Raw genomic sequence first — 15,666 nt, 5'->3', positions numbered from 1 at the left:
GCGGAGCCCGCGGACTCCGAGGAGCTCGTGGAGCCCGCGGAGTCCGTGGAGGCGGCGAGGGGCGAGGCCGAGTCGGCCAAGAAGGTCTGAGTTCCTCCAGTACGTCGAAGGGGGGCGCCGCGTCCGAGGACGCGGCGCCCCCCTTCGCTCATTTCCGGCGGGAGAGCGCCAGCGTGCGGCGGGCGCCCGCCACGACCGCCGCGTCCACGAAGCGGCCGTCGGGCAGGGCCTGGGCGCCCGGCTCGGTGGCGGCGGCCTTGACGATGAGCTCGGCGGTCTCGACCTCGGCCGGGGTCGGGAGATAGGCGTGTTCGATCACCGGGAGCTGGCGGGGGTGGATGGCCGCGCGGCCGAGGAAGCCCAGGGTGCGCCCGTGGGCGCAGGAGGCGGCGAGGCCTTCGAGGTCCCGGATGTCCGGGTAGATCGACTGCGTGGGCGGCGCGAGGCCGGCGGCCCGGGCGGCGACTACGATCCGGGCGCGGGCCCAGTCCAGGCCCGCGTCCTCCCGTACGCCCAGGTCGGCCCGTAGATCCGCCTCCCCCAGCCCGATGCCGCGCACCGCCGGGTGGGCCGCGGCGATGGCGAAGGCGTGTTCGACACCGAGGGCGGTTTCCAGGAGGGCGTACAGGGGGATCGCGCCTCCCTCGGAGGGAGCCGAGTGTTCCGCGACCCGGACGACATCGGTCGGGGAGGTCACCTTGGGCAGCCGGAGGCCGGAGAGGCCGGGGAGCGGGGCGAGCGTCCTCAGGTCGGCCTCGGCGAAGGGACCGTCCAGCGCGTTCACGCGGACGTGGACCGGGACCGGGGGAGGGTCCGAGAGCAACTCGGCGGTGGCGGCGCGGGCGTACTTCTTGCGGTGCGGGGCGACCGCGTCCTCCAGGTCGATCAGGACGACGTCCGCGCCGGAGACGAGGGCCTTGGCCACCACTTCCGGGTGGTCTCCGGGGGCGTAGAGCCAGGTGAGCGGGAGGGCCGGGATCCTCATAGGGCGCCTTCCGATCTGAGGGTGGTGATCTCGGCCTCGGACAGGCCGAGTTCGGTGAGGACGGCGTCCGTGTCGGCACCGTGGGGGCGGCCCGGCCAGCGGATCGCGCCGGGGGTGGCGGAGAGCCGGAAGAGCACGTTCTGCATGCGCAGGGGGCCGAGTTCGGGGTCGGCGACGGTGGTGATCGCGTCCAGGGCCGCGTACTGCGGGTCCTCCATCACATCCCGTACGTCCTGGATCGGGGCCACCGCCGCCTCCGCCTTCTCGAAGGCGTCCAGGACCTCGGCGCGGCGGTGGCGGGCGATCCAGGAGCCCACCGCCTCGTCCAGGACGTCCGTGTGGCGGGCCCGGTCGGCGCCCGTCGCGAACCACGGTTCCTCGATCAGCTCCGGGCGTCCGACCAGCCGCATCAGCCGCTCGGCGATCGACTGGGCGGAGGTCGAGACGGCGACCCAGGAGCCGTCCGCCGTGCGGTAGGTGTTGCGGGGCGCATTGTTCGCGGAGCGGTTGCCGGTGCGGGGCTGGACGTAGCCCAACTGGTCGTACCAGAGCGGCTGTGGGCCGAGCACGGTGAGGATCGGCTCGATGATCGCCATGTCGACCACCTGGCCGCGGTCCGAAGCGTCGCGGGCGTGGAGCGCGGCCATGACGGCGTACGCCGTCGCCAGGCCCGCGATCGAGTCGGCCAGGCCGAAGGGCGGGAGGGTCGGCGGGGAGTCCGGTTCGCCGGTGATCGCCGCGAAGCCGCTCATCGCCTCGGCGAGGGTGCCGAAGCCGGGGCGGTGCGCGTACGGGCCGAACTGGCCGAAGGCGGTCACGCGGGCGAGGACGAGGCGGGGGTTGGCGGCCGACAGCTCCGTCCAGCCCAGGTCCCACTTCTCCAGGGTGCCGGGCCGGAAGTTCTCGATGATCACGTCGGCGGTGGCGGCGAGGCGCAGCAGGGTGGCGCGGCCGCCGGGCCTGGACAGGTCGAGGGTGATGGTGCGTTTGTTGCGGCCGAGGAGCTTCCACCACAGGCCGATGCCGTCCTTCGACGGGCCGTGGCCCCGGGACGGGTCGGGCTTGGCCGGGTGCTCGACCTTGACGACCTCCGCGCCGAAGTCGCCGAGCATGGTGGCGGCGAGCGGTCCGGCGAACAGGGTGGCGAGGTCGAGGACGCGCAGCCCGGTGAGCGGGCCGCGATCCGTCCCCGCCTCGTGGTCGGTGTGCCCGTTCATGAGGTGTGCCGGGTGTTCGAGGCGGCCTGGGCGTCGATCTCGGAGCGGTAGGGCATCGAGGACGAGGCGCCGGGGCGCTGCACCGACATGGACGCCGCCGTCGACGCCCACGCGAGGGCGGCGCGCATCGGCCGACCCTCCGCCAGCGCGACCGCGAGGGTGCCGACGAAGGTGTCGCCCGCGCCGGTCGAGTCCACGGCGGTGACCCGGGGTGCGGGCACGGTGAAAGGTTCGGCGCCGCGGGACGCGTACAGACTGCCCGCCGCGCCCAGTGTGACGACGACTTCGGGTACCTGGTCGAGCAGGGCGGTGGCCGCGTCGCGGGGGTCGGTGAGGCCGGTGAGCGCGGCGGCCTCGTGTTCGTTGGGCACCAACAGGTCGATGGAGGCGAGGAGTTCGGGCGGCAGGGACTGTACGGGGGAGGGGGTCAGGATGGTCCGGACGCCGTGGCGGCGCGCGGCCTCGGCGCCCGCGAGGACGGCGGCCAGCGGGATCTCCAGTTGGAGCAGCAGGGCGTCGGCGCCGGCGATGAGCGCCTCGTCGCCGGGGGCGAGGTGGTCGACGGTGCCGTTGGCGCCGGGGATGACGACGATCTCGTTGCCGCCCTCGTCGTCCACGACGATGTGCGCGGTGCCGGACGGGCCCTCGGTGGTGCGCAGGTGGTCGGTGTCCACGCCGGAGTGCTCCAGGGTCGTACGGAGCTGGGAGCCGAAGGCGTCGGCGCCCACCGCGCCGATCATCGAGACGTCGGAGCCCGCGTGGGCGGCGGCCACCGCCTGGTTGGCGCCCTTGCCGCCGGGGATCGTACGGAACTCCCGTCCCGTCACGGTCTCTCCGCGCTGCGGGGCCTTCGCGACGTACGCGACGAGGTCCATGTTCGTGCTGCCGAGCACGGCGATATGGGTCATGGGTGACGGGTCTCCCGGTGCGTGAGCTGGTGGGCCAGCCGGTGGGTCAGCTGGGCGAGGGTGTCGAAGCCGATGCCGTCGAAGTCGGCGACGGAGGTGGCGAGGCGGTTCTTGAGGGGGGTGGTCCAGCGGTCGGGGAGCGCGGTGGGGGCGCCAGTGAGAAGGCCCGCGACGCTGCCCGCCGTCGCGCCGTTGGAGTCGGTGTCCCAGCCACCGGACACCGCGCGACAGATGGAGCCGGAGAAGTCGCCGTTCGCGTGGGTGAGGGCGGCGGCGATCAGGGCGGTGTTGGGGAGGGCGTGGACCCAGTGGTAGGCGCGGTGGGTGGTGTGCAGTGCGTCGACGACCGTGTCGAAGTCCTCGGTGGTGCGGGCGAGGTGGACGGCGTGGCGGATCGCCTCGGCCAGCCGGGAGGCGGGGGGTACGACGGTGAGGCCGGTGCGCAGGCAGGCGTGGATGTCGCCGTGGCCGGTGGCTGCCTCGGCGATGGTGGCCGCCGTGAACATCGCGGCGTACACGCCGTTCGCGGTGTGGGTGAGGGTGGCGTCCCGGTGGGCCGCTGCCGCGGCGGCGGCCGGATCGCCCGGGTTGGTCCAGCCGTGGACGTCGGCGCGGATCAGGGCGCCGATCCATTCGCGGAAGGGGTTGCGGTGGTGGGCCGTGTGCGGGGGTTCGATGCCGGTGAGGAGGTTGCGGTAGGCGACGCGTTCGGCGGTGAACGTGCGGCCGGCGGGGAGTTCGTCCAGCCAGAGGCGGGCCACGTCGGCGGTCGTGAAGTCCCTGCCGTGTCGCTGGAGCAACAGGAGGTTCAGGAGGGGGTAGTTGAGGTCGTCGTCCTCGGGCATGCCGTCGATGTTCTCGGCGAGGGAGGTGGGGGCGGAGCGTCTGTTCCAGGGGTGGGTCCGGAGCAGGTCGTCGGGTACGCCCCGGGCGGTGAACCAGGTGCGCAGCGGCCAGTTTCCGCCGGCCCGGGCCAGGTCGCGGATCCCTTCGAGGGGGAGCTTCTCCACGGGTTTGCCGAGCAGACAACCGACCGCTCTGCCGAGCCAGGCGGCTTCCAGGTGGGCCTGGGCGGGGGCCGGGGCGGGCCCGGGCCGGGCGGGCCAGTCCGGGCAGTGGGCCCTGATCTGCCCCAGGTCCGTCGGTTCCGCATCCGCCAACCCGCTGGGCAGCTCCGCCAGTTCGTCCAGGAGGTCGCCCGCCAGTGCGCGCAGGTACCGCGAGGCCGGAGTCGGGGACGTGCCCGCGCGCGGTGGGGCCTCCGGTCCGCCCGCCGCGTGCCAGCGGGCGGCGATCGCCTCCGGTGCGCGGTTGTCCTGGTACGCCTGGGCGAGTTCGTGGCCGAGCAGGTCCTCGGGTTGGACCCAGGTCAGTCGGAGCGTCATGGGGTCCCCGTCAGCTCGGCGTACGCGGACTCGTGGGCGCGACGACGGCCCACGTCACGGGCGAAGATCTCGCGGATCACCCCGGTGAGGGTGGTCGCCGGGGCGTGCAGGTCCAGGCGGCTGGCCTCGGCGACCGTCTTGGCCCAGTCGTGGGGGATCTCGGAGCCGAGGGCACCGGCGAGGGCGCCGGACATGGTGGCGATGGAGTCGCAGTCGCGGCCGTAGTTCACCGAGCCGAGGACCGCGTGCCGGTAGTCGCCCCCGGACACCACCAACATGCCCAGGGCGACGGGGAGTTCCTCGATCGCGTGGAGGCGGGAGGGGCGGCGGGCGGCGAGGGAGGGGGAGCGGTAGTCGGGGCCGACCGTGTCGTAGGGGGCCACCGCCTCGCGGAGCGGGATCAGCGCCGACTCGAAGTCGGTGTGGCGGGCGGCGACTTCGCAGACCGCCTCGATGGCCGACCGGGTGCCGTCCTTCGCCAGGGACAGGCAGGCCGCGACGACCGAGTCCGGGGTCGCCCGGGGGGCGCACGCCGCCGCCACCCCCGCCGCGAAGACGCCCGCCGCCTCCCGCCCGTACGACGACTGGTGGGCGCCCGCGACGTCGAGCGCCTCGGCGTACGCGCCCGCCGGGTTGGCCGCGTTGACCAGGCCGACCGGCGCCATGTACATCGCGGCGCCGCAGTTGACGATGTTGCCGGAGCCGGCCTCCCGGGGGTCCACATGGCCGTAGTGGAGGCGGGCCACCAGCCACTTCTCCGCGAGGAAGATCCGCTGGAGGGGGATGGCCTCGGCCTCCAGTTCCGGGATCCAGCGCGGGCCCGTCATGAGGTCGGGGACCAGGTGCTCGGCCACGGCGTACGCGTCGAGGTGGTCGCGGACGGTGGCGTACACGCGTACCAGCGCGTGGGTCATCAGGGTGTCGTCGGTGACGTGTCCGTCGCCCTTGTGGTACGGGGCGATGGGGCGGGCGGTGCGCCAGGCGTCGCCGTTCCAGGGGCCGACGATGCCGTGGACCCGGCCGCCGTGGCGTTCGACGATCTGCTCGGGGGTGTAGCCCTCGACGGGGCCGCCCAGCGCGTCGCCGACGGCGGCTCCGACGAGGGCTCCGGTGATGCGTTCGTCGAGGGTTCCCGATCCTTCTCCTTTGGGCGTCATGCCCGAATCATCCCTCTGGGGTGGCCAGTTCCGTCGCTTCCAGGAGGTCGGCGAGTCCGATCAGGTCCGTGCCCGTGAGGCGGGGCAGCGCGCAGCCGGACAGGATGCGGCAGGCGTCGCGCCAGGAGGCCGGGATCGCGGCGCCGCCGCCCAGCGCGCCGGTGAGCGCGCCCGCGAGGGCCGGGGCCGAGTCCGCGACCCGGGACAGACAGGCGGCGGCGGGCACCGCCTCCGCGATCCGGCCGCGTGCGGCGGTGGCCAGGGCGAGGGCGACCGGCACGGTCTCCGCCGCCGCGATGCCGTAGCTGTAGACGTGGTCGACGATCTGGTGTTCCAGGAGGGGGACCAGGGCGAAGGTGTCCTCGCTGGCGCGGGCCAGCCGCAGTGCGTGCCGCGCGTTGCGGCCGATCTCCGTCGACTCGGGGAGCTCGGCGAGGGCGGCGTCCGCGCAGGCGTCGACGTCGGCCCCGGCGAGGGCGAGCGCGAGGGCCGCGGCCATCGCGCGGGCGCCGTGCACCCCGTCGCCGTCCTGGGTGTAGCGGGCGTCGAACTCGGCGAGTTCCGCGGCGAGTCGGGGGTCGCCCGGGTGCGCCACGGCGAGCACACAGGCCCGTACGCAGGCCGCGTCGTCGAAGTAGTGCGGGTTGTCGTGGCCGGTGGCGGGCGGGCGCAGCCCGGTGGCGAGGTTGCCGAGGCCCGCCCGTACGGAGATCCGGGCGCGGAGGGGGAGCAGTGCGGACTCGACCTCGGGGGCGCGCTCGGCGGCCGCGGCGACCTCGCTGGCGACGGCGTTCCAGGACAGGTCGATGGACGCCCGCATCCGGCGTTCCCGGCTCAGGTCGCCGAGCGCGCTGCGGTCCCCGGCGCGCAGCACGGCCTCCGCCGCGAACGCCGCCCATTCCGCGTCGTCCGAGGGGCCGAGCCGCAGGGGTTCCGGCGGCTGGTTCAGCGCGATGGGCACGGGCAGGGTGGTCGTCGCGTTCTGTTCCGCGAAGGTGTCCAGCTCGCGGGTCAGCCGCCGGGTCCACTCGGGCATCCGGGCCGCGCGGTGCCGGCCGGCGGGCCAGCCCGCGGCGTCGCCCGCGGCCAGTCCGAGCAGGAGGCCCTCGATCCGGCGGGGGCGCGGGGCGGGTGCGGGGGCGGCGCCCGGCTCGATACGGGGGACGGTGTCCGACGAGGGGGAGTCCCCGGGGTCGGACGTCGTGGGTGAGTCCCCGGTGCCGGTTGTCGAGGGTGAGTCCCGGGTGTCGGTCGTCGTGGGTGAGTCCTCGACGTCGGTCGTCGAGGGGATGTCCTCGACGTCGCAGATCGAGACCGATCCCCCGGCTTCCGGTGCCGAGGCCGATCCCGTACCGGGTTCGTCGCCCACCAGGCCGGGTCTCATGGCTGCACCTCGTCATCGTCGTCGGCAAGGATGTAGTCGCTGGTGAGGGCGTACAGGTCGGGGGGCGGAGGTGTCGTGCTCCCGGTCCCCCACTTCCCGTCGTCCCCCGGTGTGAGCAGTTCCGCCACGTCCAGTACGTGGTGGCCCGCCATGGAGGGCAGGCAGCTGCCGCGTGCCGGGCCGATCGCCGCCGCCCAGTCCGCCGGGATCGCGGCGGCGCCCCGGGTCGCCCCGGCCAGCGCGCCCGCCACCGCGGCCGTGGTGTCGGCGTCGCGGCCCATGTTGACGGCGGTGAGGACGGACTCGGTGAAGTCGCCGTCGGCGGCGGCGTACGCGCCGAAGGCCAGGGCGACGGCCTCGGGCGCCAGGTCCGTCCAGGGGTAGCCGCCGATGACGACCGCCGAGCGGACCGCCCGTTCCCCGCGGTGGGCGACGGCCACCGCCCGGCGCAGGGAGCGGGCCGTCCAGGAGTCGTCCGGGATCACGGCGAGCGCGGAGGCGACCACCGCGATCGTGGCCGCGCCCGCCATCGCCGCCGCGACCCCCGCCGCGACCGCCTGGCCGCCGTAGATGCCCTCGCCCTCGTGGCTCACCGAGCCGTCGATCGCCACGAGCCGGGCCGCCTCCGCCGGGCGGCCCGCCGCGAAGACGCCGAAGGGGGCCGCGCGCATCGCCAGACCGTCGCTCCAGGCGTGCCGGTGCTGGGCGGAGATGGGGGCCGCGAGTCCCCGGCGCAGGTTCTCCAGGGTGCCGCGCTCGCTGAAGCCGGCGCCCCGGAACGGCCCCTCGTCGCGGTCGGCGATCCACTGGTGCCAGGCCGCCTCGACATGCGTCACGGTGAGCGCCGAGCCGTGCCGGGCCAGCAGCAGCCCCGAGAAGATCGCGTACTCCGTGTCGTCCGTCCCGGCCGGGTGCTCGGCGACGTACCCCGTGATCCGTCCCCACTTCGCGCGGATCTGCGACGGCCTCATGTTCTCGGCGGGCGCGCCCAGCGCGTCCCCGACGGCGAGGCCGAGCAGCGCGCCGCGGGCCCGCTCGCGCAGAGCGGCCGAGTCCCCGGGTGCCGGGACGGAGGGAATGCAGGCGATGGAAGCCATACGGTGCCTCTCCTCTCAGGGCGCAGAGCCCTTTGGGGATGTGTCCCACGGGAGGGGGCGGGGAGAGCCGCCCGAGGCTCCTCATTCACCCGGTCGACATCTGTGCATGATCTTTAACAGATGAGCGCCTGAAGGTAAAACCGCAGGTTAGCCCAGCCTTTCCTTGCTGGCGGAGAAGAAATTCCAGGCGTAGTTTCGTGGTTGTCGAAAAGTAGAAACAGTCCAATCGACGGATCCTGGGGGACCGGTATGTCCATCATCGACACCGAGGCGACGCTGCACGAGGCGCACCGCGACAACCACACCCACCGGGACGTGAACGGCGGATGGCTGCGCCCGGCCGTGTTCGGCGCGATGGACGGGCTCGTGTCCAACCTCGCCCTGATGACCGGTGTCGCCGGCGGGTCCGTCTCCCATCAGACGATCGTCATCACCGGGCTCGCGGGCCTGGCCGCAGGCGCCTTCTCCATGGCCGCGGGCGAGTACACCTCCGTCGCCTCGCAGCGCGAACTCGTCCAGGCCGAACTCGACGTCGAGCGCCGTGAGTTGAGAAAGCATCCGCAGGACGAGGAGCGCGAGCTCGCCGCGCTGTACGAGTCGCGCGGCGTCGATTCCGCGCTCGCCCGCGAAGTGGCCAAGCAGCTCTCGCGCGACCCCGAACAGGCCCTGGAGATACACGCCCGCGAAGAGCTCGGCATCGACCCCGGCGACCTGCCCTCCCCGGCCGTCGCCGCCGTGTCGAGCTTCGGCTCCTTCGCCCTGGGCGCCCTGCTCCCCGTACTGCCGTATCTGCTCGGCGCGACCGTCCTGTGGCCCGCGCTGCTGCTCGCGCTGATCGGGCTCTTCGCGTGTGGCGCGATCGTGGCCCGGGTGACGGCTCGAAGCTGGTGGTACAGCGGAATCCGGCAGCTCGCCCTCGGGGGTGCCGCGGCGGGTGTGACATACCTCCTGGGCAGCCTGTTCGGTACCGCCGTAGGATGATGTCTCGCGCACCTATGCATGGGACTGCATAAGTAGCCGTTACTCGCTGGTTTCGATCGCTTAACCACTGGGAATGAGCCGTAAGCGCTGCGGGCAATGAGGCCTGCGCCGCGCCAGTGCGGTGGGTGACGTTGCCTGCCGTACTCCGGGCCCACGGACATCGATCTGTCCGCTTAGGTCCCCTTAACTTCACTGTCGTGCGAGGTACCCCCACGCCACCCCACGGTGTCCGCATGTTGGAACGTAGTATCCGGTTCCCGAGAACCGCCCCATCATGTAACCTGCACGAAATTTTGCACCCCTAAGCAGAGGGCCAACGTCGTCCCTCGGCACATGCATATGCCACGACGACGACGGGAGAGCCGATGCGTACGCCGCGCCAGCCGTCCCAGCACTCCACGAATGGCCAGAAGTGGTCCTTCATGGATGCTCGCCCTGCTGCGCAGGGTATGTACGACCCCCGCAACGAGCACGACGCCTGTGGCGTCGGCTTCGTGGCCACCCTCACCGGTGAGGCGAGCTACGCGCTGGTCGAGCAGGCGCTCACCGTGCTGCGCAACCTGGAGCACCGGGGTGCCACCGGCGCCGAGCCCGACTCGGGCGACGGCGCGGGCATCCTGTCCCAGGTGCCCGACGCGTTCCTCCGCGAGGTGGCCGGATTCGAGCTGCCCGCGGCCGGCGCGTACGCGGTCGGCATCGCCTTCCTGCCCGAGGACGGCATCGAGGATGTCGTCTCACAGATCGAGACGATCGCCGCCGACGAGGACCTGACCGTCCTCGGCTGGCGCGAGGTCCCGGTCGCCCCCGAGCTGCTCGGCGCCACCGCCCGCTCCACGATGCCCGCCTTCCGTCAGATCTTCGTCACGGACGGCGTCTCGACCGGCATCGAGCTGGACCGCAAGGCGTTCGTGCTGCGCAAGCGCGCCGAGCGTGAGGCCGGCGTGTACTTCCCGTCGCTCTCCGCGCGCACCATCGTCTACAAGGGCATGCTGACCACCGGCCAGCTGGAGCCCTTCTTCCCGGACCTGTCCGACCGCCGCTTCGCCTCCGCGATCGCGCTCGTGCACTCCCGGTTCTCCACGAACACCTTCCCGAGCTGGCCGCTCGCCCACCCGTACCGCTTCGTCGCGCACAACGGCGAGATCAACACGGTCAAGGGCAACCGCAACTGGATGAAGGCCCGCGAGTCCCAGCTGGTCTCCGACCTCTTCGGTGACAAGGGCCTGGAGCGGGTCTTCCCGGTCTGCACGCCCGACGCGTCCGACTCCGCCTCCTTCGACGAGGTGCTCGAGCTCCTCCACCTCGGCGGCCGCTCGCTCCCGCACTCCGTGCTGATGATGATCCCGGAGGCGTGGGAGAACCACGACTCCATGGACCCGGCCCGCCGCGCCTTCTACCAGTTCCACTCCACGATGATGGAGCCCTGGGACGGCCCGGCCTGTGTCACCTTCACCGACGGCACCCAGGTCGGCGCGGTCCTCGACCGCAACGGTCTGCGCCCCGGCCGCTACTGGGTCACCGACGAGGGCCTCGTCGTGCTCGGCTCCGAGGTCGGCGTCCTCGACATCGACCCCGCGAAGGTCGTCCGCAAGGGCCGCCTCCAGCCCGGCAAGATGTTCCTCGTCGACACCGCCGAGCACCGCATCATCGAGGACGACGAGATCAAGGCCGGCCTCGTCGCCGACAAGCCGTACGCGGAGTGGCTGGAAGCCGGCGAGATCGAGCTCTCCGACCTCCCCGAGCGCGAGCACATCGTGCACACCCACGCCTCGGTCACCCGCCGCCAGCAGACCTTCGGCTACACCGAGGAAGAGCTGCGCATCATCCTCGCGCCGATGGCCAACACCGGCGGTGAGCCGCTGGGCTCCATGGGCACGGACTCCCCGATCGCGGCCCTGTCCGCGCGCCCGCGTCTGCTCTTCGACTACTTCACCCAGCTGTTCGCGCAGGTCACCAACCCGCCGCTGGACGCGATCCGCGAGGAGCTCGTCACCTCGCTGCGCTCCTCGCTGGGCCCGCAGGGCAACCTGCTGGAGCCCACGGCCGCGTCCTGTCGTAGCGTCACCCTGCCCTTCCCGGTGATCGACAACGACGAGCTGGCCAAGCTCATCCACATCAACGCCGACGGCGACATGCCGGGCATGAAGGCCGCGACCCTGTCCGGTCTCTACCGGGTCAGCGGCGGCGGCGACTCCCTCGCCGCGCGGATCGAGGAGATCTGCGCGGAGGCCGACGCCGCCATCGAGAACGGCGCCCGTCTGATCGTCCTGTCGGACCGCCACTCCGACGCCGAGCACGCGCCGATCCCCTCGCTGCTGCTCACCGCGGCCGTCCACCACCACCTCATCCGCACCAAGCAGCGCACCCAGGTGGGCCTGCTGGTCGAGGCGGGCGACGTCCGCGAGGTCCACCACGTGGCCCTCCTCATCGGCTTCGGCGCCGCCGCGGTCAACCCCTACCTGGCGATGGAGTCGGTCGAGGACCTGGTCCGCGCCGACACCTTCCTGACCGGCATCGAGCCCGAGCAGGCCATCCGCAACCTGATCTACGCGCTCGGCAAGGGCGTCCTCAAGGTCATGTCCAAGATGGGCATCTCGACCGTCGCCTCCTACCGCGGCGCCCAGGTCTTCGAGGCCGTCGGCCTCGACCAGGCCTTCGTCGAGAAGTACTTCAACGGCACCGCCACCAAGATCGGCGGCGCCGGCCTCGACGTCATCGCCAAGGAGGTCGCGGCGCGGCACGCCAAGGCCTACCCGGCCTCCGGCATCGCCCCCGCACACCGGGCCCTCGACATAGGCGGCGAGTACCAGTGGCGCCGCGAGGGCGAGCCGCACCTGTTCGACCCGGAGACGGTCTTCCGCCTCCAGCACTCGACGCGCTCCGGCAGCTACGACATCTTCAAGAAGTACACCGACCGGGTGAACGAGCAGTCCGAGCGCCTGATGACGCTCCGTGGCCTGTTCGGCTTCAAGTCCGACCGGCAGCCGATCTCGATCGACGAGGTCGAGCCGGTGAGCGAGATCGTCAAGCGCTTCTCCACCGGCGCGATGTCCTACGGCTCCATCTCCAAGGAGGCGCACGAGACCCTCGCCATCGCCATGAACCAGCTGGGCGGCAAGTCCAACACCGGTGAGGGCGGCGAGGACGCGGACCGGCTCTACGACCCGGCGCGCCGCTCGTCGATCAAGCAGGTCGCCTCCGGCCGCTTCGGCGTCACGTCCGAGTACCTGGTCAACGCCGACGACATCCAGATCAAGATGGCGCAGGGTGCCAAGCCCGGCGAGGGCGGCCAGCTGCCCGGCCACAAGGTCTACCCCTGGGTCGCCAAGACCCGGCACAGCACCCCGGGCGTGGGCCTGATCTCCCCGCCCCCGCACCACGACATCTACTCCATCGAGGACCTGGCCCAGCTGATCCACGACCTCAAGAACGCGAACCCGCAGGCGCGGATTCACGTCAAGCTGGTCTCCGAGGTCGGTGTCGGCACGGTCGCCGCGGGTGTCTCCAAGGCGCACGCGGACGTGGTGCTCATCTCCGGCCACGACGGCGGTACGGGCGCCTCCCCGCTGACCTCCCTGAAGCACGCGGGCGGCCCCTGGGAGCTCGGCCTCGCCGAGACCCAGCAGACGCTGCTGCTCAACGGCCTGCGCGACCGTATCGTCGTGCAGACCGACGGCCAGCTGAAGACCGGCCGTGACGTCGTCATCGCCGCGCTGCTCGGCGCCGAGGAGTTCGGTTTCGCGACCGCGCCGCTCGTCGTCTCCGGCTGCGTCATGATGCGTGTCTGCCACCTGGACACCTGCCCGGTCGGCATCGCCACCCAGAACCCGGTCCTGCGCGACCGCTTCGCCGGCAAGGCCGAGTACGTCGTGAACTTCTTCAAGTTCATCGCCGAAGAGGTCCGCGAGATCCTCGCCGAGCTGGGCTTCCGCACCATCGAGGAGGCCGTCGGCCACGCCGAGAACCTCGACGTGGAGCGGGCGGTCACCCACTGGAAGGCGCAGGGCCTGGACCTGTCCCCGCTCTTCCACGTGCCCGAGCTGCCCGAGGGCGCGGTGCGCCACCAGGTCATCGCCCAGGACCACGGTCTGGAGAAGGCGCTCGACAACGAGCTGATCAAGCTCGCCGCCGACGCGCTGGCCGCGAACACCCAGGCCGACGCCCAGCCGGTGCGCGCGCAGGTCGCGATCCGCAACATCAACCGCACGGTCGGCACCATGCTCGGCCACGAGGTGACGAAGAAGTTCGGTGGCGGCGGCCTGCCCGACGACACCATCGACATCACCTTCACCGGCTCCGCGGGCCAGTCCTTCGGTGCCTTCCTGCCGCGCGGTGTCACGCTGCGCCTGGAGGGCGACGCCAACGACTACGTCGGCAAGGGCCTCTCCGGCGGCCGGGTGATCGTCCGTCCCGACCGGGGCGCCGACCACCTCGCCGAGTACTCGACCATCGCGGGCAACACCATCGCGTACGGCGCGACGGGCGGCGAGCTCTTCCTGCGCGGCCGCACCGGCGAGCGCTTCTGCGTCCGCAACTCCGGCGCGACGGTGGTCTCCGAGGGCGTGGGCGACCACGGCTGCGAGTACATGACCGGCGGTCACGCGGTCGTCCTCGGCGAGACGGGCCGCAACTTCGCGGCCGGCATGTCCGGCGGCATCGCGTACGTCGTCGACCTGAACCGCGACAACGTCAACGTCGGCAACGTGGGCGCCGTCGAGGCCCTCGACGACACCGACAAGCAGTGGCTGCACGACGTGGTGCGCCGCCACCAGGAGGAGACCGGCTCGACCGTCGCCGAGAAGCTCCTGGCGGAGTGGGACACAGCGGTGGACCGCTTCAGCAAGATCATCCCCAGCACGTACAAGGCAGTGCTCGCCGCCAAGGACGCCGCCGAGCGAGCCGGACTCCCCGAGTCCGAGATCACCGAGAAGATGATGGAGGCGGCGACCAATGGCTGATCCCAAGGGCTTTCTGAACCACGGCCGCGAGGTCGCCAGGACCCGCCCCGTCGCGGAGCGCGTCAAGGACTGGAACGAGGTCTACGTTCCGGGCTCGCTGCTCCCGATCATCTCCAAGCAGGCCAGCCGTTGCATGGACTGCGGGATCCCGTTCTGCCACAACGGCTGTCCGCTGGGGAACCTGATCCCCGAGTGGAACGACTACGCCTACCGCGAGGACTGGTCCGCCGCGTCCGAGCGTCTGCACGCCACGAACAACTTCCCGGAGTTCACGGGCCGCCTGTGCCCCGCTCCCTGCGAGTCGGCGTGCGTGCTGGGCATCAACCAGCCGGCCGTGACCATCAAGAACGTCGAGGTCTCGATCATCGACAAGGCGTGGGACACGGGCGACGTCGCCCCGCGGATCCCCGAGCGCCTGTCGGGCAAGACCGTCGCCGTCATCGGCTCGGGCCCGGCGGGCCTGGCCGCCGCCCAGCAGCTCACCCGGGCGGGCCACACGGTCGCCGTGTACGAGCGTGCCGACCGCGTCGGCGGCCTGCTGCGCTACGGCATCCCCGAGTTCAAGATGGAGAAGCGGCACATCAACCGCCGCATCGAGCAGATGCGCGCGGAGGGCACCCGCTTCCGTACCGGCATCGAGATCGGCCGCGACCTCAAGGCGACGGACCTGCGCAAGCGGTACGACGCCGTGGTCATCGCCGCCGGTGCGACGACCGCGCGTGACCTCCCGGTCCCCGGCCGCGAGCTCAAGGGCATCCACCAGGCCATGGAGTACCTGCCGCTGGCCAACAAGGTGCAGGAGGGCGACTACGTGGCGCCCCCGATCACGGCCGAGGGCAAGCACGTCGTGGTCATCGGCGGCGGCGACACCGGCGCGGACTGCGTGGGCACCGCCCACCGCCAGGGCGCGGCCTCGGTCACGCAGCTGGAGATCATGCCGCAGCCCGGCGAGGAGCGGAGCCCGGGCCAGCCCTGGCCGACGTTCCCCATGCTCTACAAGGTCACCTCCGCGCACGAGGAGGGCGGCGACCGCGTCTACTCGGTCTCCACCACCCACTTCGAGGGCGACGAGGACGGAAACGTCCAGTGGCTGCACCTCACCGAGGTCGAGTTCGTCGACGGCAAGCTGAACCAGAAGCCGGGCACGGAGCGCAAGATCCCCGCCCAGCTGGTCACGCTGGCCATGGGCTTCACCGGCACCGACGTCGAGAACGGCGTGGTCTCGCAGTTCGGCCTGGAGCTCGACGCGCGCGGCAACATCGCCCGCGACGCCGAGTTCGCGACCAACGTGCCCGGCGTGTACGTCGCCGGTGACGCCGGCCGCGGCCAGTCGTTGATCGTCTGGGCCATCGCGGAGGGCCGCTCGGCCGCCCGCGGCGTCGACCGCTTCCTGACCGGGGCCAGCGACCTGCCGGCCCCGATCCGCCCGACGGACCGCTCGCTGATGGTCTGACGCTCCACCCCGACAAACGTCCCGTACAACGGCGTACGGAACTGAACGCGGCGCCTGCCTTGTCCCCGACCGGACGGTGGTGGGCGCCGTGGTGCGTCGTCAGCGGGTTGGACGGTGGCGGGCGCGGTGACGCGTCGTCAA

General features: G+C 72.3%; 10 protein-coding genes. 3 read left to right on the top strand and 7 right to left on the bottom strand.

What is annotated here, in order from left to right; genetic code table 11:
- Positions 1 to 148: 148 nt before the first annotated feature.
- From FNV62_RS16095 to FNV62_RS16065, 7 genes are read right to left on the bottom strand one after another with little or no spacing between them, the layout of a single operon-like run.
- A complete protein-coding gene (locus FNV62_RS16095) occupies positions 149 to 985 on the bottom strand; it encodes an HpcH/HpaI aldolase/citrate lyase family protein (RefSeq protein WP_371647676.1) in 837 nt (278 codons plus the stop codon).
- Positions 982 to 2,202 (bottom strand): CaiB/BaiF CoA transferase family protein, encoded by a 1,221-nt coding sequence (locus FNV62_RS16090; protein ID WP_143601364.1) that lies wholly within the window; start codon positions 2,200 to 2,202, stop codon positions 982 to 984. Before FNV62_RS16090 ends, FNV62_RS16095 begins: the two co-directional genes overlap by 4 nt.
- Positions 2,199 to 3,110, bottom strand: a complete 912-nt coding sequence (gene rbsK / locus FNV62_RS16085; RefSeq protein ID WP_097284280.1) for a ribokinase — start codon at positions 3,108 to 3,110, stop codon at positions 2,199 to 2,201. The genes FNV62_RS16090 and rbsK overlap by 4 nt, the downstream gene beginning before the upstream one ends.
- Complete coding sequence (locus tag FNV62_RS16080) at positions 3,107 to 4,495, bottom strand: ADP-ribosylglycohydrolase family protein (RefSeq protein WP_144315336.1); 1,389 nt, start codon at positions 4,493 to 4,495, stop codon at positions 3,107 to 3,109. Before FNV62_RS16080 ends, rbsK begins: the two co-directional genes overlap by 4 nt.
- Positions 4,492 to 5,652 (bottom strand): ADP-ribosylglycohydrolase family protein, encoded by a 1,161-nt coding sequence (locus tag FNV62_RS16075; protein WP_144315335.1) that lies wholly within the window; start codon positions 5,650 to 5,652, stop codon positions 4,492 to 4,494. Before FNV62_RS16075 ends, FNV62_RS16080 begins: the two co-directional genes overlap by 4 nt.
- 7 nt (positions 5,653 to 5,659) lie before the next feature.
- Positions 5,660 to 7,036 carry an ADP-ribosylglycohydrolase family protein gene (locus tag FNV62_RS16070; protein WP_144315334.1) on the bottom strand — a complete coding sequence of 459 codons (1,377 nt, stop codon included), beginning with the start codon at positions 7,034 to 7,036 and terminating at the stop codon, positions 5,660 to 5,662.
- Positions 7,033 to 8,133, bottom strand: a complete 1,101-nt coding sequence (locus tag FNV62_RS16065) for an ADP-ribosylglycohydrolase family protein (protein ID WP_054236027.1) — start codon at positions 8,131 to 8,133, stop codon at positions 7,033 to 7,035. Before FNV62_RS16065 ends, FNV62_RS16070 begins: the two co-directional genes overlap by 4 nt.
- Positions 8,134 to 8,382: 249 nt before the next feature.
- Between FNV62_RS16065 and FNV62_RS16060 the strand changes: the two genes are divergently transcribed.
- The 3 genes from FNV62_RS16060 (at position 8,383) to FNV62_RS16050 (ending at position 15,525) form a co-directional block, all read left to right on the top strand.
- Positions 8,383 to 9,114 carry a VIT1/CCC1 transporter family protein gene (locus FNV62_RS16060; protein WP_060902111.1) on the top strand — a complete coding sequence of 244 codons (732 nt, stop codon included), beginning with the start codon at positions 8,383 to 8,385 and terminating at the stop codon, positions 9,112 to 9,114.
- A gap of 365 nt (positions 9,115 to 9,479) precedes the next feature.
- Complete coding sequence (gene gltB, locus FNV62_RS16055; protein ID WP_205521708.1) at positions 9,480 to 14,072, top strand: glutamate synthase large subunit; 4,593 nt, start codon at positions 9,480 to 9,482, stop codon at positions 14,070 to 14,072.
- Positions 14,065 to 15,525 carry a glutamate synthase subunit beta gene (locus FNV62_RS16050; RefSeq protein WP_054236024.1) on the top strand — a complete coding sequence of 487 codons (1,461 nt, stop codon included), beginning with the start codon at positions 14,065 to 14,067 and terminating at the stop codon, positions 15,523 to 15,525. Before gltB ends, FNV62_RS16050 begins: the two co-directional genes overlap by 8 nt.
- Positions 15,526 to 15,666: the final 141 nt, after the last annotated feature.

The sequence above is a fragment of the Streptomyces sp. RLB3-17 genome, from assembly GCF_007113425.2.
GTDB lineage: Bacteria > Actinomycetota > Actinomycetes > Streptomycetales > Streptomycetaceae > Streptomyces > Streptomyces mirabilis_D.
This window is presented reverse-complemented; position numbering and strand designations above follow the sequence as displayed.